This is a genomic window from Streptomyces collinus Tu 365 (assembly GCF_000444875.1).
GTDB classification, from domain to species: Bacteria; Actinomycetota; Actinomycetes; order Streptomycetales; family Streptomycetaceae; genus Streptomyces; species Streptomyces collinus_A.
In genome coordinates, this window is the sequence record NC_021985.1 from 6,786,419 (window position 1) to 6,806,510 (window position 20,092).

Genomic DNA, 20,092 nt, shown 5'->3' on the forward strand with positions numbered 1-20,092 from the left:
GGGCAACCGGCCGGAGAACGGGCCGGGGACCGGCCGGAAACCGTCGGTGAGCCGCCGACGGCCCACCGACGGTTTGTCGCAATGTCCGGACGAAGTGCCGTCCCACCGCGCCCCGGGCATGTCAGGGGCGCTCCCGGTGTTCGATACTGAAGTGTTTGGGGCAGGCGAGGTCGCCGCCGGATCGTACCGACGGCGTCCCCGCCCGCCCCTCGCGCACGTCGGAGCACAGCAAGAACACACGGCAAGAACACACGGCAAGAAGGGGCACGGCCTCGTGGCACGGTTTCGGACCTGGGTAGGCATCGCGGTGGCGGGGGCGCTCGGCATCTCCCTCACCGCCTGCAGCAGCACCGGCGGCAAGCGGGCGGAGGACGCCCGCAAGGCCGCGGCGGCCCAGGGGAGGGCGGCGGTGAACACGCCCCGCTGGACGTTCGCCATGATCACCCACTCGGGCGACGGCGACACCTTCTGGGACATCGTGCAGAGCGGCGCCAAGCAGGCCGCCGTCAAGGACAACATCAACTTCGTCTACTCGCACGACGCCCAGGCGCAGCAGCAGGCGCAGCTCGTGGACGCGGCGGTGGACAAGAAGGTCGACGGCATCATCGTCACCCTCGCCAAGCCGGACGCGCTCAAGGCCGCCGTGGCCCGCGCCGAGAAGGCCGGCATCCCGGTGGTCACGGTGAACTCCGGCTCCGAGCAGTCCAAGGCGTTCGGCGCCCTCACCCACATCGGCCAGGACGAGACGATCGCCGGTGAGGCCGTCGGCGACGAACTGAACCGGCGCGGCCGCAAGAAGGCCCTGTGCGTCCTGCACGAGCAGGGCAACGTCGGCCACGAACAGCGCTGCGACGGCGTCGCGAAGACCTTCCACGGCACGGTCCAGAAGCTGTACGTCAACGGCACCAACATGCCCGACGTGCAGTCCGCGATCGAGGCCAAGCTCCAGGCGGACAAGTCCGTGGACGCCGTCGTCACCCTCGGCGCCCCGTACGCCGACACGGCCGTCAAGGCCAAGGGGGACGCGGGCAGCTCCGCGGAGGTCGACACCTTCGACCTCAACGCCAAGGTCGCCGCCGAGCTGAAGGACGGCACCCTCGGCTTCGCGGTGGACCAGCAGCCGTACCTCCAGGGCTACCAGGCCGTCGACCTGCTGTGGCTGTACAAGTACAACGGCGACGTCCTCGGCGGCGGCAAGCCGGTCCTCACCGGTCCGCAGATCATCACCAAGGACCAGGCCGGCGCCCTCGCGGAGTACACCCAGCGGGGCACCCGATGAGCGCGGCCACCGACGGGGACCTGCGGGACGAAAGGATTCTGCAGACCTCACCGCTGCGGAAGCTGCTGGCCCGGCCCGAGCTCGGCTCGGTCGTCGGCGCCCTCGCCGTCCTCGTCTTCTTCGCCCTGGCCGCCGACGGCTTCCTGCGCGCCGCCAGCCTGGGCACGGTCCTGTACGCCTCCTCGACCATCGGGATCATGGCCGTACCGGTCGCCCTGCTGATGATCGGCGGTGAGTTCGACCTGTCCGCCGGCGTCCTCGTGACGTCCTCGGCGCTGGTCTCCTCGATGTTCAGCTACCAGATGACGGCGAACACCTGGGTCGGCGTCGGCGTGTCCCTGCTGGTCAGCCTGGCGATCGGCGCCTTCAACGGCTTCGTGCTCACCCGCACCCGGCTGCCCAGCTTCATCGTCACGCTCGGCACCTTCCTCATGCTGACCGGCATGAACCTCGGCTTCACCAAGCTCATCGACGGCACGGTCTCCACCAAGACCATCGCCGACATGGAGGGCTTCCCCAGCGCCCACGCCGTCTTCGCCTCCACCCTCACCCTCGGCGGCGTCGACGTCCGGGTCACCGTCCTGTGGTGGTTCGCCCTCGTCGCCCTCGGCTCCTGGATCCTGCTGCGCACCCGCGCCGGCAACTGGATCTTCGCGGTGGGCGGCAACCAGGACGCGGCCCGCGCGGTGGGCGTCCCGGTCGCCCGGACCAAGATCGCCCTCTACATGGGCGTGGCCTTCGGCGCCTGGGTCTCCGGCCAGCACCTGCTGTTCTCCTTCGACGCCGTCCAGTCCGGCGAGGGCGTCGGCAACGAGCTGATCTACATCATCGCGGCCGTCATCGGCGGCTGCCTGATCACCGGCGGGTACGGCAGCGCCGTCGGCTCGGCCATCGGCGCCCTGCTGTTCGGCATGACCAGCAAGGGCATCGTCTTCGCCGAGTGGAACCCCGACTGGTTCAAGTTCTTCCTCGGAGCGATGCTGCTCCTCGCGACCCTGCTCAACGCCTGGGTCCGCAAGCGCGCGGAGGCGACGAAATGACCGGGACCACCGCCGGGACCCCCGCGGCCACGGGGACCACCGAACGCACCCCGCTGGTCGAGCTGGAAGGCGTCAGCAAGCGCTACGGCAACGTCCGCGCCCTTCAGGACGTCTCCCTGGAGGTCCACGCCGGCGAGATCACCTGCGTCCTCGGCGACAACGGCGCGGGCAAGTCGACCCTGATCAAGACGATCGCCGGCCTGCACCCGCACGACGGCGGCACGCTGCGCATCGAGGGCGAGGAGACCCGGCTGTCCTCCCCGCGCGAGGCCCTGGACCGCGGGATCGCCACCGTCTACCAGGACCTCGCGGTCGTCCCGCTGATGCCGGTCTGGCGCAACTTCTTCCTCGGCTCCGAGCCCCGCACCGGCGTGGGCCCCTTCAAGCGCCTCGACACCGGCCTCATGCGCCGCACCACCCGCGAGGCCCTGCTCCGCATGGGCATCGACCTCAGGGACGTCGACCAGCCCATCGGCACCCTCTCCGGCGGCGAACGCCAGTGCGTGGCCATCGCCAGGGCGGTCCACTTCGGCGCCAAGGTCCTGATCCTGGACGAGCCGACCGCCGCGCTCGGCGTCAAGCAGTCCGGCGTGGTGCTGAAGTACGTGGCGGCGGCACGCGACGAGGGCCTGGGCGTCGTGCTGATCACCCACAACCCGCACCACGCGTACCTGGTCGGCGACCGCTTCGTCCTGCTGCGCCGGGGGACGATGGTGGGCAATCACACACGGGACGGCATCATCCTGGACGAACTGACCCGGCAGATGGCGGGCGGGTCCGACCTGGAGGCGCTGCGCCACGAACTGCGGCGCGACTGACGGGTACCGGGGGACCGCGCGACGGGCCGCGACGCACCCGCGGACGGCCCCGCTCGCGCGTTCCCTCCTCCCGCCCCGCGCCGCACCCGGCCTGTGCGTGCGGCACAATCGACCGCGATGAGCACCTACCGCGACCTCACGGCCCCCATCGGCTCGCGCCGCGCCCCCGTCCTGCGCACGGTCGGTACCCGGGAGCGCCGGTCCCACCTGACCGCCCCCCGCGTCCCCACCGTCGGCATCGACATCGGCGGCACCAAGGTCATGGCCGGCGTGGTGGACGCGGACGGCAACATCCTGGAGAAGCTCCGCACGGAGACCCCGGACAAGTCCAAGAGCCCCAAGGTCGTCGAGGACACCATCGCCGAACTGGTGCTCGACCTGTCCGACCGGCACGACGTGCACGCGGTCGGCATCGGGGCCGCCGGCTGGGTCGACGCCGACCGCAACCGCGTCCTCTTCGCGCCCCACCTGTCCTGGCGCAACGAGCCGCTGCGCGACCGCCTCGCCGGACGCCTCTCCGTCCCGGTCCTCGTCGACAACGACGCCAACACCGCCGCCTGGGCGGAGTGGCGCTTCGGCGCCGGCCGCGGCGAGGACCACCTGGTCATGATCACCCTCGGCACCGGCATCGGCGGCGCGATCCTGGAGGACGGCCAGGTCAAGCGCGGCAAGTACGGCGTCGCCGGCGAGTTCGGCCACATGCAGGTCGTGCCCGGCGGCCACCGCTGCCCGTGCGGCAACCGCGGCTGCTGGGAGCAGTACAGCTCCGGCAACGCCCTCGTCCGCGAGGCCCGGGAACTCGCCGCCGCCGACTCCCCGGTGGCCTACGGCATCATCGAGCACGTCAAGGGCAACATCGGCGACATCACCGGCCCGATGATCACCGACCTGGCCCGTGAGGGCGACGCCATGTGCGTGGAGCTGCTCCAGGACATCGGCCAGTGGCTCGGCGTCGGCATCGCCAACCTCGCCGCCGCCCTCGACCCCTCCTGCTTCGTCATCGGCGGCGGCGTCAGCGCCGCCGACGACCTGCTCATCGGCCCTGCCCGGGACGCCTTCAAACGCCACCTCACCGGCCGCGGCTACCGCCCCGAGGCCCGCATCACCCGCGCCCAGCTCGGCCCCGAGGCCGGCATGGTGGGCGCCGCCGACCTCGCCCGGCTGGTCGCCCGCCGCTTCCGGCGGGCCAAGCGGCGCCGGGTGGAGCGCCACGAGCGCTACGAGCGGTACGCCCAGGCCCGCCGCGCGGAGGACACCGCATGACCGCGTCGCTGCCCCACCAGGCCACGCCCCCGGACGAGTCGCGCCGGCCGTCCGAGAACCCGCGCCACAAGGCCAGGCGCAGGGCGCTGACCCTGCTGATCATCGGACTGCTCATCGGCGTCCCCGCGGGCTACCTGGTGATCTCCGCCAACCAGAGCCGCAACAGCGGCAAGGACAAGGAGGCGAAGTACTCGGCGACCGGCCTCACCCCGGGCTGGCCGTCGAAGGTGCAGCGCCGCCTGTACCGGGTGGCGATCCCGCACCCCGCCGACTACGTCGCCTCCTACGAGACCAACAACTGGAAGACCAGCCGCCTGTACGTGCAGTTCCGCACCACACCCGCGGGCCTGGACAGCTACCTCGGCGCCATGGGCGTGCGCCGCGAGCAGCTCAAGCAGGGCGACATCACCGTCGGCGCCCGCGACCGCAAGGTCTCCGGCTGGAACTTCACCGGCCCGGGACCCTGGGCGGGCCTCACCCACAAGCAGAAGAACCCGGCGCCCACCCAGGACGTGGTCGTCAACACCTCCGACCCGAACTATCCGATGGTGTACGTCGTCTCCCGCACCGTCCCGTAGACGTACGGCATCTCGCGCACCGGCCCGTAGGCGTACGGCATCTCGCGCACCGTCCCGTAGGCGTACGGCGCCTGCCCGCACCGGCGCCGCGGGCGCGGGCCGTCCCGCGGACCGCCCGCCGGAGCCGATTGTCAGACCCCGCCCGTACAGTCGAAGACGTCTGATCCGACGGAGGGGCGGGAGGTGGCAGGACGTATGAGCGGCGGCACGCCGGCGGTGGCGGAGCGCACGGGAGGCACCCCCGGGACCGGGAACCCGGTCCCGGTGCGCCTCGCGTCCGTCTACCTGCCCGCGCCCGTCCCGCGCGAGGGCCGCGTCGCCTTCTGGGACCCCGACGGCGGCCCCCTGCCCGACGCCGCCACCGAGGACCTCACGGTCGTCCGCCGGCACGGCTCGGGCGTGCGCCGGCGGCAGGTCCCCGCGCTCACCCTGCCGCTCGCCGAGGCGCTGCCGCTGCTGGTCCGGGCCCGCCGCGACCCGGCCGCCCACCCCGCCACGGCCTGCTGGGGCGCCGCCGCCCTGCACGCGCTGCGGCTGGTCGCCCGCGGCCGCCTGCTGCCCGGCCTCACCCCGAGCGGCCACGACGCCTGGCGGGCCGGCCCGCTCGAACCGGCCGACATCGCCCACCTGCGTGCGGTCGCCGCGGCGCTGCCCCCCGAGGGCCACGCCGTCCCGCTGCCGGAACCGGGCCCGCTGCGGCTGCCCGAGCCGGAGGCCCTGGTCCGTTCCTTCCTGGACGCGGTCGCCGACACCCTGCCCCGCACCCCGGCCGCCCACCTCACCTCGGGACGCCCGTTCGCGGCCCGCGAGCCCCAGCCGCTGCCCGCCGCCCACGACTGGGCCGCCGAGGTCGCCGCCGGCATGGACGCGGGCGTACGGATCTCGCTCCGCCTCGACCTCTCCGCGTACGACGTCTTCGACGCCGGCACCGCCGACGGCGCGCGCGCCGCCGGAGCCGCGCTCGTCCAGGTGCACAGCCTCGCCGACCCCACCCTGGTGGCCGACGCGGCGGCCCTGTGGGCGGGGGACGCGGACGCCGCCTTCGGCCCCCGCGCCCGCGTGGACGCCGCACTCGCCGTGCGGCGAGCGGCCCGGGTCTGGCCACCCCTCGACCGGCTCACCGAACAGGACGTCCCGGACGTCCTCGCCCTGTCCGAGGAGGAACTGGGGGACCTGCTCGGCGTGGCCGCCGGCCGGCTGGCCGCCGCCGGCGTCGCCGTGCACTGGCCCCGGGACCTCGCCCGTGACCTCGCCGCCACCGCCGTGGTCCGGCCCGCGCCCGGCTCGGCGACCGACGGCACCGGATTCTTCGAGAGCGAGGACCTGCTGCAGTTCCGCTGGCAGCTCGCGCTCGGCGGGGACCCGCTCAGCGAGGCCGAGATGGACGCGCTCGCCGAGGCCCACCGGCCCGTCGTACGGCTCCGTGACCGCTGGGTGCTCGTCGACCCCGCCCTGGTCCGCAAGGCCCGCAAGCGCGAACTGGGCCTGCTCGACCCGGTCGACGCGCTGTCCGTCGCCCTCACCGGCACCGCCGAGATCGACGGCGAGAGCGTCGAGGCCGTCCCCGTGGGCGCGCTGGCCGCCCTGCGCGACCGCCTCACGGCCGGCCTGCACCCGGCCGATCCGCCCGCCGGCCTCGCCGCCACCCTGCGCGACTACCAGCGGCGCGGCCTGGCCTGGCTCGACCAGATGACCTCCCTCGGCCTCGGCGGCTGCCTCGCCGACGACATGGGGCTCGGCAAGACCGTCACGCTCATCGCCCTGCACCTCGAGCGCGCCCGCCCCGAACCGACCCTCGTGGTCTGCCCCGCCTCCCTGCTGGGCAACTGGCAGCGCGAGATCACGAAGTTCGCGCCCGGCGTCCCGGTCCGCCGCTTCCACGGCCCCGACCGCACCCTCGACGGCCTGGCCGGCGGCTTCGTCCTCACCACGTACGGCACGATGCGCTCCACCGCGCCCCAGCTCGCCGAGCAGTCCTGGGGCATGATCGTCGCCGACGAGGCCCAGCACGTGAAGAACCCCTACTCGGCCACCGCCAAGGCGCTGCGCACCGTCCCGGCCCCCGCGCGCGTGGCCCTCACCGGCACCCCGGTGGAGAACAACCTCTCCGAACTGTGGGCCCTGCTCGACTGGACCACCCCCGGGCTCCTCGGCCCGCTGAAGTCCTTCCGTGCCCGGCACGCGCGCGCGGTGGAGAACGGCGAGGACGCGGAGGCGGTGGAGCGCCTGGCCCGGCTGGTCCGCCCCTTCCTCCTGCGGCGCAGGAAGTCCGACCCCGGCATCGTCCCCGAGCTGCCGCCCAAGACCGAGACGGACCACCCGGTGCCGCTCACCCGCGAGCAGGCCGCGCTGTACGAGGCGGTGGTGCGCGAGTCGATGCTGGCCATCGAGTCGGCGGAGGGCATCGGCCGCCGGGGCCTGGTCCTCAAGCTGCTCGGCGCCCTCAAGCAGATCTGCGACCACCCGGCGCTGTACCTGAAGGAGGACCCGCCCGCCGACCGGCTCGCGGCCCGCTCCGGCAAGCTCGCCCTGCTCGACGAACTGCTGGACACCCTGCTCGCCGAGGACGGCTCCGCCCTCGTCTTCACGCAGTACGTCGGCATGGCCCGCCTCATCACCGCCCACCTGTCCGCCCGCGCGGTTCCCGTCGACCTCCTGCACGGCGGCACCCCCGTGCCGGAGCGCGAGCGCATGGTCGACCGCTTCCAGGACGGCGAGACCCCGGTCCTGGTGCTGTCCCTGAAAGCGGCCGGCACCGGCCTGAACCTCACCCGCGCCGGCCATGTCGTCCACTTCGACCGCTGGTGGAACCCGGCCGTCGAGGAACAGGCCACCGACCGCGCCTACCGCATCGGCCAGACCCAGCCCGTCCAGGTCCACCGCCTGGTCACCGAGGGCACGGTCGAGGACCGCATCGCCGAGATGCTGGAGTCCAAGCGCGCCCTGGCCGACGCCGTCCTCGGCTCCGGCGAGTCGGCCCTGACCGAACTGACCGACCGTGAACTGTCCGACCTGGTCTCCCTGCGGAGGACCGCGTGACCACCGGGGAGCAGCGCCCGGGCGACGCCGCCCGCCGCGCCCTGCGCGCGGCCCGGGAGCGCGCGGAGTCCGAACGGGACGGCGGCACGCCGGACACCCCGGAGACGCGGACACCTGTGCCGGCCGACGCGGGGGACGCCTCGGCGCCCGGGTCGCCGACGCGGGCGCATCGGCCGGAGCCGGACACGGGGGAGGCCCCGAAGCGGGCGTACCGGCCGGCACCGGACACGGCCGGGACGCCGAGCGAGGACACGCCGGCGGCGGAGCACCGGCCGGCGGAGCAGGACAGGTCGGCGGCGCAGGACAGGTCGGCGGAGGCGCCGCGGCCCGGCGACATCGCGAGGGCGGCCCTGCGAGCCGCGGTCGCGGCGGCCCGCTCGACGGGACGGGGCGGGGACGCGGCGGCTGCGGCGGTGGACGTGCGGCCGGCCGGGGGAGCCGAGCACGCCGGGGCAGCCGAGGTGGCCGAAGCACCCGAGGTGACCGGGGGAGCCGGGGCGACCGGCGTGGCCGGGACGGAACCCGCCCCGGGCGAGAGCCCCGCCGGCGGCGCGCCGGCCGGGGAACCGGTGCGCGGGGATGCGTCAGCGGCGGGCACGAGGTCCGCCGCAGGCGAGCCGGGCGATACGGCGGAGGGCCTCGCCGTCGGCGATGTCTCACAGCCGGACACCGAGCGCGCCCCGGCCGACGGCGCGGTCGGCCCGGCCCCCGAGAGCGCCCCCACCGCACCGCCCGCCGAGGCGCGCCCCGCCGAGGGCCGCCCCGCCGAGGGCCGCCCCGGCGACGCCGCCCGGCAGGCGCTGCGCGCGGCCCGCTCGGAGGCGCTGCGCGCCGGGCCCGCGCCGGGCATGCCGCGTGGAGGACGTACCAGGGCACGGGCCGCCGGCTCCGCGGCACGCACCACGCCCGGCCCCGAGCGTCCCGGCGGCGAGTCCGGGACGGTCCGGGCCGAGGCCGCCCGCGAGATGCGGCGATTCCTCACGGACGCCTTCCGCATGCCCTCCTGGGGCGACACCGCCGAAGAGACCGACGACACCGTCACCCCCGCCTCCGACACGCGCCACACCACCGCGCACGACGCGGACTCGGCCGCCGACGCCCCCGCCCCCGCCCCCGCCCCCGCACGAGGCGACCACCCTCCCGCGGACCCCGACCCCGCGGGTGCGGCCGCACCACGGGTCCCCACCACCATGGCCACCCCGCACCGCGACTCCGAACTGCGCCGCACCTTCCCGGCGTTGGGGCCGGGACCGGGTTCCCGGGGGGCTCCGGATCCCGCCGAGACGTGGTGGGGCAACGCCTGGATCGACGCGCTGGAGCGGGGTGCGCTGGACCCCAAGCGGCTCGCCCGCGGCCGGGGTTACGCGGAGCAGGGGAACGTCGACGCGATCACCGTGACCCCCGGGACGGTACTGGCGTACGTGCGCGGCAGCAGACCTCGCCCGTACCGGGTGCAGGTGCGGCTGCGCACGCTGGAGGACGACGACTGGGAGCGGTTCCTGGACGCCGCCGCCGACCGGCCGGGGCACATCGCGGCCCTGCTGGACAAGGAGCTGCCCCAGTCCCTCGCGGACTGCGGTGTGCCCCTGCTGCCCGGGCCCGGCGACCTCGCCCCGCACTGCAGCTGCCCCGACTCCGGTCATCCCTGCAAGCACGCGGCCGCCCTCTGCTACCGGACGGCACGCCTGCTCGACGCCGACCCCTTCGTGCTGCTCCTGCTGCGTGGCCGGGGGGAGAGGGAACTGCTCGACGCGCTCTCGCGCCGCAGCGCCGCCCGCGCGGCCCGGGCGGCGCGGGAGGGTTCGCCGTGCAGCCTGCCCGGCGTCCGTGCCACCGACGCCCTCGCGCCGGGTGGCCGGCCGCCGCTGCCCGCGCCGCTGCCCCCTGTGCCGCACCCCGAGCAGCCCCCGGTGTACCCGGCGGCGCCCGGCGGCCCCGACCCCTTCGCGCTGGACCAGCTCGCGACCGACGCGGCCGCCCGCGCGCACGCGCTGCTCGCCACCGGCCGTGACCCGGTCGGCGAGCTGACGCTCTGGGAGGACGCCGTACGGCTCGCCGCCGCCCGGCCCGGCTCCGGCCTGACCGCGACCAGCCGGGCCCTGTACGCGACGCTCGCGCAGGCCACCGGCCGCACCCCGGCCGACCTGGCCCGCGCGGTGGCCGCCTGGCGCCAGGGCGGTCTGGAGGGCCTGTCCGTCCTCGACGAGCCGTGGGACCCGCCGGCCGGCCGCTTCGACCGGGCCCGCCCGCTGCTGCTCGCCGCCGACCTCCCGGCGTTCCGCCCCTGGCGCAACCGCCTGACCCACCCCCACGGCCGCGTCCAGCTCCGCCTGGGCCGCGACGGCCTCTGGTACGCCTACGAGTCCGAACCCGGCCAGGACGACTGGTGGCCCCGCGGCACCCCGGACCCGGACCCGGTCGGCGCCCTGACGGGCCTCGGCACCCCGGACGATCTGTGACGGCCGGCGGCGCCGGCGTGAGCGGGCGCGCTTCGTGGCAGGTGAAGCCGAGCCGGGTCAGGGGACGCGGAAGAACATCGGAGAAGCCGACGGCTCGACGCGGCCGGACGACGGTCAGGGCGTGAGAGCGAGCACGCCGAGGGCGTAGCCGTGTTCATCGATCAGCCGAGTCCGGTCGATGTACCACGAGGCGCCGCGGTGCGCGGCGAGCTGTGCCCGTGTGACCAGCCCGCGCACCGACGTCCTCGTCCCGGAGTTCATGGAAGAACCTTCCCCGATGCGGCGTATCGAGGAATTCCGGCCGGCGGCGATGGCCGCACAAGGATTCGCGGAAATGAGCCGAATGAAAAGAAGAGCCGGTCCGGGAAATCCGGAAAACGGGAAAATGGCTGGGGCCCGTACCCCAAGAGCACGGGCCCCAGCCACATGATGCGCGAACCGCTGGTTCGCGACGATTCGTGTCAGCGTCAGGCGGGAACGATGTTCTCGGCCTGCGGGCCCTTCTGGCCCTGAGTGACGTCGAAGCTGACCTTCTGGCCTTCCTGAAGCTCGCGGAAGCCACCGTTGCTGATGATGTTCGAGTAGTGGGCGAACACGTCAGCGCCGCCGCCCTCCTGCTCGATGAAGCCGAAGCCCTTTTCCGCGTTGAACCACTTCACGGTGCCAGATGCCATATTGAATCTCCCTTGGGGGGCAGTGCCGGTCTCCGCACTCTGCGAAGCCGAGTCGCCGCGATGATCACCCCTCCGGAAAGATCCGGAAAGCTCTGCAAAGAAAAAATCTCTGGTAACCAAAACTGCAACTGGTATCACGTTAACACAGGCTGGACGGAGAACCTGACGCGTTTTCGGGAGCGACCGGAAATCATCCTCCCGCGCCGGGGTGTATTTCTGTAGTGGCGGGACTAGATATCCGCGCCGTGCTCGTCCAGCTTCCGGCGTATTTCCTGGTTCGTGCGCAGGGCGTCGTCGAGCTGGTCTTCGAGGGAGACGATGCGGCACGCGGCCTCGACGGGGGTGCCCTGGTCGACAAGCCCGCGAGCGCGGGCGGCGATGCGCAACTGGCGGCGGGAGTAGCGGCGGTGGCCGCCTTCCGAACGCAGCGGAGCGATCAGCCCGGCCTCGCCGACGGCGCGGAGAAAGGCCGGGGTGATACCGAGAATGTCCGCGGCCCGCCCCATGGTGTAGGCGGGATAGTCGTCATCGTCGAGGTTGCCGGTGACGGAGACGTTCTCAGCTGGCATGGCACCTTCGTTTCGGGGACGCGGCCAGAGGGGCCCGGTGGTGCCTGGCACCGGCCTCCCAGGGATCCGGCACCATCCGCGTCGTGCGATCACCCTAACGCCGACCGGCACGCACATGTGTGCTCGCCGTGACAGATTTTCCGCAGGGAGATGACGTGCGTCCACGCGCCGGCCGAGGACGTGTGTTCGGCCGGTCGTGGGACCGGGCGGCGGCGGCGCCGGAGGCCGTGCCGCCCGGCTGTGGCTCAGGCGTCGATGATGACGGGGATGATGAGGGGCTTGCGGCGGTGGGTGCGGAACGCCCAGTTCGCCACGGCGCGGGCGAGGAGCTGTTCGAGTTGGTGCGCGTCCCCGACGCCTTCCTCGGCGGCGGTGGCCAAAGTCTTCTCGATGACGGGGACGACCGTTTCGAAGGTGGTGTCGTCGTGGACGAAGCCCCGGGCCAGGAAGTCGGGGGCCTCGGCGAGGGCGCCGGTGTCCGCGTCGACGATCGCCACCACGGTGACCACGCCTTCGGCGGCGAGGGTGAGGCGGTCCTTGAGGGACGCTTCGGTGGCGCCGCCGACTTCCATGCCGTCCACGTAGACGTTGCCGGCGGGGACTTTGCCGGTGATGGACGCGCGCCCGTCGACCAGGTCCACGACGACGCCGTCCTCGGCGATGACGACCCGGTCGGCGTCGACACCGGTGCGGATGGCGAGGTCGCCGTTGGCCCGCAGGTGGCGCCACTCGCCGTGCACGGGCATGACGTTGCGGGGCTTGACGATGTTGTAGCAGTAGACGAGTTCGCCGGCACTGGCGTGCCCGGAGACGTGCACCTTGGCGTTGCCCTTGTGGACCACGTGGGCGCCCCACCGGGTGAGCCCGTTGATCACCCGGTAGATGGCGTTCTCGTTGCCGGGGATGAGGGAGCTGGCGAGCAGGACGGTGTCACCCTTGCCGATGCGGATCATGTGGTCGCGGTTGGCCATCCGTGACAGCGCGGCCATGGGCTCGCCCTGGGAGCCGGTGCACACCAGAGTGATCTTGTGGTCCGGGAGCTTCTCCAGCTCCCTCGTGCTCACGACCAGACCGGAGGGGACCTTCAGATAGCCCAGGTCACGGGCGATGCCCATGTTGCGTACCATCGACCGGCCGACGAAGGCGACCTTGCGGCCGTGCTGGTGGGCGGCGTCCAGGACCTGCTGGATGCGGTGCACGTGGCTGGCGAAGCTGGAGACGATGACCCGTCGCGGCGCGGTGCGCATCACCTGCTCGATCGCCGGGTTCAGCTCCCGCTCGGAGGTGGTGAAGCCGGGTACTTCGGCGTTGGTGGAGTCGGTGAGGAACAGGTCCACGCCCTCCTCGCCCAGGCGGGCGAAGGCACGCAGATCGGTGATGCGGTCGTCGAGGGGGAACTGGTCCATCTTGAAGTCGCCGGTGTGCAGCACCATCCCGGCCCGGGTGCGGATCGCGACCGCCAGGCTGTCGGGGATGGAGTGGTTGACCGCCACGAACTCGCAGTCGAAGGGCCCGAAACCCCGCCGGTCGCCTTCCCGGACCCGCACCGTGCGCGGCCGGATGCCGTGTTCCTTGAGCTTGGCCTCCAGGAACGCCAGCGTGAGCTTGGAGCCGACGACGGGGATGTCGGACCGCTCGCGCAGCAGGTAGGGCACGCCGCCGATGTGGTCCTCGTGGCCATGGGTGAGGACCACGGCCACGATGTCGTCCAGCCGGTCACGGATCGAGGTGAAGTCCGGCAGGATCACGTCCACGCCGGGCTGGGTCTCCTCGGGGAACAGCACGCCGCAGTCGACGATGAGCAGCTTGCCCGCATGCTCGAAGACGGTCATGTTGCGGCCGATCTCACCCAGGCCGCCCAAGGGGATGACCCGCAGCCCTCCTTCGGCAAGGGGCGGGGCGGCTTTGAGTTCGGGGTGCGGATGGCTCATACCCTGACGGTACCCGGAGAGCGGACAGGATGATCCATTGCCTGTGGGTTCCGCTTCTCCCGACGAGGACGGCATCAGGCGTCCCCCCCCCGTCACAGGGGCGTCAGGCGGCGACGAGCTCCCGCTCACGGTCCGGCGTCTTGATCCCGGGCTTCCTGTTCGGCAGCGAGAGCCGGAAGACCTTGCGCCACGCGGAGAACACCTGTCTGGGCAGCGGTCCGGTGACGTACTCCAGCTCGTACTTCTCGAACAGCGCGCGCACCTTCACCGCGACCTCGGCGTACCGGTTGCTCGGCAGGTCCGGGAACAGGTGGTGCTCGATCTGGTGCGACAGGTTGCCGGTCATGAAGTGCATGGCCCTGCTGCCGCTGATGTTCGCCGAGCCCATCATCTGGCGCAGGTACCACTGGCCGCGCGTCTCGTCCTTGATCGACCGGCGCTCGAAGACCTGTACGCCCTCGGGGAAGTGCCCGCACATGATCACGGAGTGGGACCAGATGTTGCGGACCAGGTTCGCGGTGAACGTGGCGGCGAGCGTGGTGAGGAACGACGGGCCCGACAGCAGCGGGTGGATCACGTAGTCCTTGAGTACCTGATTGCGGATCTTGCGGCCCACGGCCCTGGCCCGCGCGCGGAACTCCGGGTTCTTGCGGCGCCGCTTGTGCAGGTTCTCGCCGAGCTCCAGGTCGTACGCCGCGATGCCGTACTCGAAGAAGCAGGCGTTGACGAAGTTCCACAGCGGCTGACCGAGGTGGAGGGGATGCCACTCCTGGTCCTCGTCGACGCGCATGATGCCGTAGCCGAGGTCGTTGTCCTTACCGAGCACGTTGGTGTACGTGTGATGCAGCTCGTTGTGGGAGTGCTTCCACTGGTCGGCCGGTGAGACGTGGTCCCATTCCCAGGTGGTGGAGTGGATCTTCGGGTCCCGCATCCAGTCCCACTGGCCGTGCAGGACGTTGTGGCCGATCTCCATGTTGTCCATGATCTTCGCCACGGACAGACCGGCGGTGCCGAGCACCCACGCGGGCGGGAAGAGCGAGAACAGCAGCACTCCCCTGCTGACCAGCTCGAGCTTGCGCTGCGCCGAGATCACCTTGCGGATGTAGGCGGCGTCCTTCTCTCCGCGGCTGGCGATCACCTCGTCGCGGATCGCGTCCAGCTCGCGGCCGAGCTCCTCGATCTGCTCGGCGGTCAGGTGGGCGGTGGGGTCGATGGCGGTCAAAGTGCTCCTACCGTTCGATGACGCAAGGGCCCGCCGCGGCGGACACACAGGTCTGGATGAGGACGCCCGGCTCGGCCTCGGTGATCTCGCCGGTGCGCAGGTCGCGGACGGCGCCCGCCTTGAGCGGCGTCACGCAGCCGAAGCAGATGCCCATGCGGCACCCGGACGGCATGAGCACGCCGGCCTCCTCGCCGACGTCCAGCAACGGCGTAGCGCCGTCCGCGTCGACGGTCTTGCCGGTGGCGCGGAACGTGACCTCGCCGCCGCCGCATCCGTCGCCGGCGACGGCGACGCCGGGGCGGAAGCGTTCGGTGTGCAGGCGCTCCTGGACGCCGTGCCCGCTCCAGTGCTCTTCGGCGGCGTCGAGCAGGCCTGCGGGCCCGCAAGCCCAGGTCTCGCGCTCGGCCCAGTCGGGCACGAGTTCGTCGAGACGGGCGATGTCGAGCATGCCGTCCGTGTCGGTGTGCACCTCGATGAGCCGCAGCTTCCTGTCCGCGACCAGATCGTGCAGTTCGTCGCGGAAGATCACGTCCTGCGGCCGCGGCGCGCAGTGGACCATGACGACGTCGTCGAACTCGATGTCGCGCAGCATGCCCATCACGGGGGTGATGCCGCTGCCGGCCGTCAGGTGGAGCACCTTGGCGGGCCTGGCCTGCGGCAGCACGAAGTCACCGGTCGCCTGGTCGAGCTGGATCAACGTGCCCGATTTCACCCTGCGGACCAGGTGGTTGCTGACCTTGCCGTCCGGGATCGCCTTCACGGTGATCGTGACGCGGCCGTCCTGGCGGTTCGTCGGCGAGGTGATGGAGTAGGCACGCCACAGGCGCACCCCGTCGACATCGACCCCGATCCGCATGTACTGACCGGCTGTGTGGCCGCGCCAGCCCCGTCCCGGCCTGATCACGACAGTCGCGGCGTCATCCGTCTCGGGGTGCACGGCCTCGATGCGCCCCCGCAGGTCAGCGCCCGCACGCAGGGGGCTGACCAGGTCGAGGTAGTCCGACGGCAGCAGCGGCGTCGTGACCATCTCCAGCAGTTTCCACGCCCTGCTGCGAAGGGCTGCACTCGTCATGACTCCAGCTTGCTGCGTCTCAGGGCGTAAAGTCCTGACCGTAGGGCGTGAATCTGGTAGGTGGAATTGTTCGCAGGGAATAAAAACGTGAGTCGTGTAACCCAGAGGGCCAGCGAACTGGCCCTGGATGAGACCACGGTCACCGCACTTCGGGCCGCGCTGAAGACGACCGCCGACGAGGTCGTCCAGGCGATCATCGACGAGGTCCCTCCCTATGCCAACGCCCTTTCGGGCAGCATGGGCGGCACCATCCGCCGAGCCGTTCGCACCGCGCTCGGGCTCTACCTGGACCTCGCGAGCGGGAACGCCACGGGCGGCGACGGCGGTGACGCGGCCTACGAGCTGGGCCGCGGCGAGGTGCGCGACGGCCGTTCGATGGACGCCCTGCTCAGCGCCTACCGCGTCGGCGCCCGCGTGGCCTGGCGATGCCTGGCGGCGGGCGCCGTGTCCGCAGGTCTGCCCGCCGCCGAGGTCGCCAAGTTCGCCGAGCTGACCTTCGCCTACATCGACGAGCTCTCCGCCGCGAGCGCCGCGGGCCACGCCGACGAACTGGCCGCCCGGGGCAGGGCCCACGAGCGTCACCTCGAACACCTGGCCCGCGACCTCCTCGCCGGCGCGAGCCCGGACGTGCTGCTGGCCTCCGCCCAACGGGCCGGATGGCAGCCTCCGGTCACGCTGACGGCGGTCCTGCTGCCCGCCGCCCAGGCCCGGCCTGCCTACCGCGCGCTCGATCCGAGCACCCTGGTCCTCGACGATCTGCCGGACGCCACCGGTGTGCTGCTCGTCCCCGATTCCGACCGGTCACATCTCTTGCGGCAGCTGACCGAGCGCACCGCCGTGGTCGGCCCGGCCCGGCCGTGGACCCGTGCGTCCGCCTCGTACGCGCGAGCCGTACGCGCGCGCTCCCTCTCCCCTGACTTCCGCGACACCGAGGACCACCTGCCCGAGCTGGTGCTGAGCGCCGACGTGGACGCGTTCGCAGACCTGCGTGTCCGGGCCCTCGCACCGTTGCGCACCCTGCCTGTCGCGACCGCACGGCGGCTGGAGGAGACGTTGCGGGCGTGGCTGCTGCACCAGGGCAGGCGGGAGGAGGTGGCGGCGGCGCTGTTCGTCCATCCCCAGACAGTCCGGTACCGGATGTCGCAGTTGCGGGAGCTGTTTCCGGATCTCGCATCGCCACACCGGGTCCTCGAACTGACGCTGGCGGTCGGTCTCCGGGCCGGTTGACGCGTACCGAGGCACCGGTTCCGATCCGCTGCAGGACTCCTACGGGTGGTCCACCTGGTCGGACCTGTGCAGCCGCAACCCTCGCTGCAGGGGCAGTCCTGAGACGTGAGAGGGTCTGGGGCGTGAGTGAGACACCCCCGAACACCCTGCAATACCGCTTCGACGGGCCGGAAGACGCTCCGGTCCTGATCCTGGGTCCCTCACTGGGTACCACCTGGCACATGTGGGACCGGCAGGTCCCCGAGCTGACGAAGCAGTGGCGGGTCTTCCGGTTCGACCTGCCGGGCCACGGCGGCGCGCCCGCCCGGCCGGCCGGCTCGGTCGGCGAGCTGGCGGAGCGGCTGCTGGCCACCCTGGACGCGCTGGGGGTGCAGCGTTTCGGCTACGCCGGCTGCGCCCTGGGCGGCGCGATCGGCCTGGAGCTGGCGCTGCGCCGCCCCGAGCGGCTCGCCTCGCTCGCGCTGGTCGCCGCCTCGCCCCGGTTCGGCACGGCCGACGAGTTCCGCCAGCGCGGCGTGGTCGTGCGGTCCAACGGCCTCGACCCGATCGCCCGGTCCGCGCCCGACCGCTGGTTCACCGGCGGCTTCGCGGCCGCCCAGCCGGCGATCACCGAGTGGGCCGTGCAGATGGTGCGCACCACCGACCCCGGCTGCTACATCGCCGCCTGCGAGGCGCTCGCCGGGTTCGACGTGCGGCCCGAGCTGGGCCGGGTCGGCGCGCCGACGCTGGTGCTGGTCGGGTCCGACGACCGGGTCACCGGCCCCGCCGAGGCCCGCACCCTGGTCGCCGGGATCCCGGACGCCCGGCTCGCGGTCGTCCCCGGCGCCTCCCACCTGGTGCCGGTCGAGCAGCCCGCCGCCGTCACCGACCTGCTGGTCCGGCACTTCTCCACCGCCTGGCAGCAGCCCTTCGACACCGGCCAGACCGCGCTGCCGGCCGCCCCGGTCAACCCGGCCCTGGCCGCGGCGCCCCAGTTCGCGCCGCGCGCCGAGATCGCCCCCGCCGTCGTACCGCAGGCGCAGCCGTTCGGGGAGCCCGACCGGTACGGGACCGGTCTGAAGGTCCGCCGTGAGGTGCTGGGCGACGCGCACGTGGACCAGGTGCTGGCACAGGCCGACGACTTCTCCGGCGACTTCCAGGAGCTCGTCACCCGCTACGCCTGGGGCGAGGTCTGGGACCGGCCGGGCCTCGACCGCCGTACCCGCAGCTGTGTGACGCTCACCGCGCTGGTGGCCGGCGGGCACCTGGAGGAGCTGGCCGCCCACACCCGCGCCGCCCTGCGCAACGGCCTCACGCCGGACGAGATCAAGGAGGTGCTGCTGCAGGCCGCCGTGTACTGCGGCGTCCCGGCGGCGAACAGCGCCTTCCGGGTGGCCCAGCAGGTCATCCGCGAGGAGACCACGCCCACGGAGTGAGTCCCCGGCCGCCGCGCCCGGCAGGATGGGGAGACATGAAGCTCACCAAGAAGTCCCACGCCTGCGTCCGTCTGGATAAGGACGGGCGCACGCTCGTCCTCGACCCCGGCGGGTTCACCGAGCGGGACGCGGCCGTCGGCGCGGACGCGATCCTGGTCACGCACGAGCACCCGGACCACTTCGACGAGGGCCGGCTGCGGGCGGCGCTGGAGGCGAACCCGGCCGCCGGGGTCTGGACCCTGCGGGCCGTCGCGGACCGGCTCGCGGCGGCCTTCCCCGGCCGGGTGCACACCGTCGGCCACGGCGACACCTTCACCGCCGCCGGCTTCGACGTCCAGGTCCACGGCGAACTGCACGCGGTGATCCACCCCGACCTGCCGCGCATCACCAACGTCGGCTACCTGATCGACGACGGCAGGGTCTTCCACCCGGGCGACGCCCTCACCGTCCCCGGGCGGCCCGTCGAGACACTGCTGGCCCCGGTGCAGGCCCCGTGGAACAAGATCGCCGAAGTGATCGACTACGTCCGCGAGGTCGCGCCGGAACGCGTCTACGACGTCCACGACGCCCTGCTCACCGATCTGGCGCGGCCGATCTACGACACCCACCTCGGCAACCTGGGCGGCGCCGAGCACCTGCGGCTGGCCCCCGGAGCCTCCGCCGAGGTCTGACGCGCGGCCGTCCGCGCTGTCGTACCCGCCGGGTAGGTTGTGAGGCATGCGCATCGCGACCTGGAACGTGAACTCGATCACCGCCCGCCTCCCCCGGCTGCTCGCCTGGCTGGAGAGCAGCGGCACCGACGTGCTCTGCCTCCAGGAGGCCAAGATCGCCGAGGAGCAGTTCCCGTTCGAGCAGCTGCGCGAGCTGGGCTACGAGGCGGCGGTGCACGCCACCGGCCGGTGGAACGGTGTGGCGGTGCTCTCCCGCGTCGGCCTGGAGGACGTCGTCAAGGGACTGCCCGGCGACCCGGGCTACGACGGGGCGACCGAGCCGCGCGCCGTCTCGGCGACCTGCGGCCCGGTCCGGGTCTGGTCGGTGTACGTGCCCAACGGCCGCGAGGTGGAGCACCCCCACTACGCCTACAAGCTCCAGTGGTTCGAGGCGCTGAAGGCCGCCGTCGCCGGCGACGCGGCCGGCAGCCGCCCGTTCGCCGTGCTGGGCGACTACAACGTGGCGCCGACGGACGACGACGTCTTCGACCGGGCCGCCTTCGAGGGCTCCACCCACGTCACCCCGGCCGAGCGGGCCGCGCTGGCCTCGCTGCGCGGGACGGGCCTGACGGACGTCGTGCCGCGGCCGCTGAAGTACGACCACCCCTACACGTACTGGGACTACCGCCAGCTCTGCTTCCCCAAGAACCGCGGCATGCGCATCGACCTGGTGTACGGCAACGAGCCGTTCGCCAAGGCCGTCCAGGACGCCTACGTCGACCGCGAGGAGCGCAAGGGCAAGGGCGCGTCCGACCACGCGCCGGTGGTGGTCGACCTGGACGTCTGATGCCAGGCT

Annotated in this window: 17 protein-coding genes; 11 read left to right on the forward strand and 6 right to left on the reverse strand. The window is 72.8% G+C overall.

Annotated elements, in window-relative coordinates:
- Positions 1-274: 274 nt before the first annotated feature.
- The 7 genes from B446_RS29440 to B446_RS36210 all read left to right on the forward strand — a co-directional run bounded on the left by B446_RS29440 (position 275) and on the right by B446_RS36210 (position 10,476).
- A complete protein-coding gene (locus B446_RS29440; protein WP_020943084.1) occupies positions 275-1,279 on the forward strand; it encodes a sugar ABC transporter substrate-binding protein in 1,005 nt (334 codons plus the stop codon).
- Positions 1,276-2,319 (forward strand): ABC transporter permease, encoded by a 1,044-nt coding sequence (locus B446_RS29445; RefSeq protein WP_020943085.1) that lies wholly within the window; start codon positions 1,276-1,278, stop codon positions 2,317-2,319. The genes B446_RS29440 and B446_RS29445 overlap by 4 nt, the downstream gene beginning before the upstream one ends.
- Positions 2,316-3,137: an ATP-binding cassette domain-containing protein gene (locus B446_RS29450; protein ID WP_020943086.1), complete on the forward strand. Its 822-nt coding sequence runs from the start codon at positions 2,316-2,318 to the stop codon at positions 3,135-3,137. The genes B446_RS29445 and B446_RS29450 overlap by 4 nt, the downstream gene beginning before the upstream one ends.
- A 117-nt stretch (positions 3,138-3,254) precedes the next feature.
- On the forward strand, positions 3,255-4,400 hold the full coding sequence (locus B446_RS29455) for an ROK family glucokinase (RefSeq protein ID WP_020943087.1): 1,146 nt from the start codon (positions 3,255-3,257) through the stop codon (positions 4,398-4,400).
- A complete protein-coding gene (locus tag B446_RS29460; RefSeq protein WP_020943088.1) occupies positions 4,397-4,978 on the forward strand; it encodes a hypothetical protein in 582 nt (193 codons plus the stop codon). Before B446_RS29455 ends, B446_RS29460 begins: the two co-directional genes overlap by 4 nt.
- Before the next feature lie 195 nt (positions 4,979-5,173).
- Entirely contained in the window at positions 5,174-8,017 is a 2,844-nt protein-coding gene (locus B446_RS29465) for a DEAD/DEAH box helicase (RefSeq protein ID WP_020943089.1), read from the forward strand.
- Entirely contained in the window at positions 8,014-10,476 is a 2,463-nt protein-coding gene (locus tag B446_RS36210) for an SWIM zinc finger family protein (RefSeq protein WP_020943090.1), read from the forward strand. Before B446_RS29465 ends, B446_RS36210 begins: the two co-directional genes overlap by 4 nt.
- 114 nt (positions 10,477-10,590) lie before the next feature.
- Here B446_RS36210 and B446_RS39315 read toward each other — a convergent pair whose 3' ends face one another.
- The 6 genes from B446_RS39315 to B446_RS29495 form a co-directional block, all read right to left on the reverse strand.
- Entirely contained in the window at positions 10,591-10,737 is a 147-nt protein-coding gene (locus tag B446_RS39315; protein WP_158506784.1) for a hypothetical protein, read from the reverse strand.
- 206 nt (positions 10,738-10,943) lie between these two features.
- Positions 10,944-11,150: a cold-shock protein gene (locus B446_RS29475; protein WP_020943091.1), complete on the reverse strand. Its 207-nt coding sequence runs from the start codon at positions 11,148-11,150 to the stop codon at positions 10,944-10,946.
- Positions 11,151-11,380: 230 nt separating this feature from the next.
- Positions 11,381-11,719, reverse strand: coding sequence for a MerR family transcriptional regulator (locus tag B446_RS29480; RefSeq protein ID WP_020943092.1), 339 nt, complete (start codon positions 11,717-11,719; stop codon positions 11,381-11,383).
- Positions 11,720-11,964: 245 nt separating this feature from the next.
- Complete coding sequence (locus tag B446_RS29485; RefSeq protein WP_020943093.1) at positions 11,965-13,650, reverse strand: ribonuclease J; 1,686 nt, start codon at positions 13,648-13,650, stop codon at positions 11,965-11,967.
- 103 nt (positions 13,651-13,753) lie between these two features.
- On the reverse strand, positions 13,754-14,872 hold the full coding sequence (locus B446_RS29490; RefSeq protein WP_020943094.1) for a fatty acid desaturase family protein: 1,119 nt from the start codon (positions 14,870-14,872) through the stop codon (positions 13,754-13,756).
- Between the two features lie 7 nt (positions 14,873-14,879).
- Positions 14,880-15,944: a ferredoxin reductase gene (locus tag B446_RS29495; RefSeq protein WP_043476662.1), complete on the reverse strand. Its 1,065-nt coding sequence runs from the start codon at positions 15,942-15,944 to the stop codon at positions 14,880-14,882.
- Positions 15,945-16,031: 87 nt separating this feature from the next.
- On the opposite strand from B446_RS29495, the gene B446_RS29500 reads away from it, so the two are divergent.
- The 4 genes from B446_RS29500 (at position 16,032) to B446_RS29515 (ending at position 20,083) form a co-directional block, all read left to right on the forward strand.
- A complete protein-coding gene (locus B446_RS29500; protein ID WP_020943096.1) occupies positions 16,032-17,171 on the forward strand; it encodes a PucR family transcriptional regulator in 1,140 nt (379 codons plus the stop codon).
- A 122-nt stretch (positions 17,172-17,293) separates the two neighbouring features.
- Positions 17,294-18,586: a 4-carboxymuconolactone decarboxylase gene (pcaC, locus tag B446_RS29505; protein WP_020943097.1), complete on the forward strand. Its 1,293-nt coding sequence runs from the start codon at positions 17,294-17,296 to the stop codon at positions 18,584-18,586.
- Between the two features lie 35 nt (positions 18,587-18,621).
- On the forward strand, positions 18,622-19,257 hold the full coding sequence (locus B446_RS29510) for an MBL fold metallo-hydrolase (RefSeq protein ID WP_020943098.1): 636 nt from the start codon (positions 18,622-18,624) through the stop codon (positions 19,255-19,257).
- 46 nt (positions 19,258-19,303) lie between these two features.
- Entirely contained in the window at positions 19,304-20,083 is a 780-nt protein-coding gene (locus B446_RS29515; RefSeq protein ID WP_020943099.1) for an exodeoxyribonuclease III, read from the forward strand.
- Positions 20,084-20,092: the final 9 nt, after the last annotated feature.

Excerpts from the sequence above, each read along its gene's own strand:
- B446_RS29445 (WP_020943085.1), top strand. The coding sequence starts at position 1,276 with ATGAGCGCGGCCACCGACGGGGACCTGCGGGACGAAAGGATTCTGCAG.
- B446_RS29450 (WP_020943086.1), top strand. The coding sequence starts at position 2,316 with ATGACCGGGACCACCGCCGGGACCCCCGCGGCCACGGGGACCACCGAA.
- B446_RS29455 (WP_020943087.1), top strand. The coding sequence starts at position 3,255 with ATGAGCACCTACCGCGACCTCACGGCCCCCATCGGCTCGCGCCGCGCC.
- B446_RS29460 (WP_020943088.1), top strand. The coding sequence starts at position 4,397 with ATGACCGCGTCGCTGCCCCACCAGGCCACGCCCCCGGACGAGTCGCGC.
- B446_RS29465 (WP_020943089.1), top strand. The coding sequence starts at position 5,174 with ATGAGCGGCGGCACGCCGGCGGTGGCGGAGCGCACGGGAGGCACCCCC.
- B446_RS39315 (WP_158506784.1), bottom strand. The coding sequence starts at position 10,737 with ATGAACTCCGGGACGAGGACGTCGGTGCGCGGGCTGGTCACACGGGCA.
- B446_RS29475 (WP_020943091.1), bottom strand. The coding sequence starts at position 11,150 with ATGGCATCTGGCACCGTGAAGTGGTTCAACGCGGAAAAGGGCTTCGGC.
- B446_RS29480 (WP_020943092.1), bottom strand. The coding sequence starts at position 11,719 with ATGCCAGCTGAGAACGTCTCCGTCACCGGCAACCTCGACGATGACGAC.
- B446_RS29485 (WP_020943093.1), bottom strand. The coding sequence starts at position 13,650 with ATGAGCCATCCGCACCCCGAACTCAAAGCCGCCCCGCCCCTTGCCGAA.
- B446_RS29495 (WP_043476662.1), bottom strand. The coding sequence starts at position 15,944 with ATGACGAGTGCAGCCCTTCGCAGCAGGGCGTGGAAACTGCTGGAGATG.
- B446_RS29510 (WP_020943098.1), top strand. The coding sequence starts at position 18,622 with ATGAAGCTCACCAAGAAGTCCCACGCCTGCGTCCGTCTGGATAAGGAC.
- B446_RS29515 (WP_020943099.1), top strand. The coding sequence starts at position 19,304 with ATGCGCATCGCGACCTGGAACGTGAACTCGATCACCGCCCGCCTCCCC.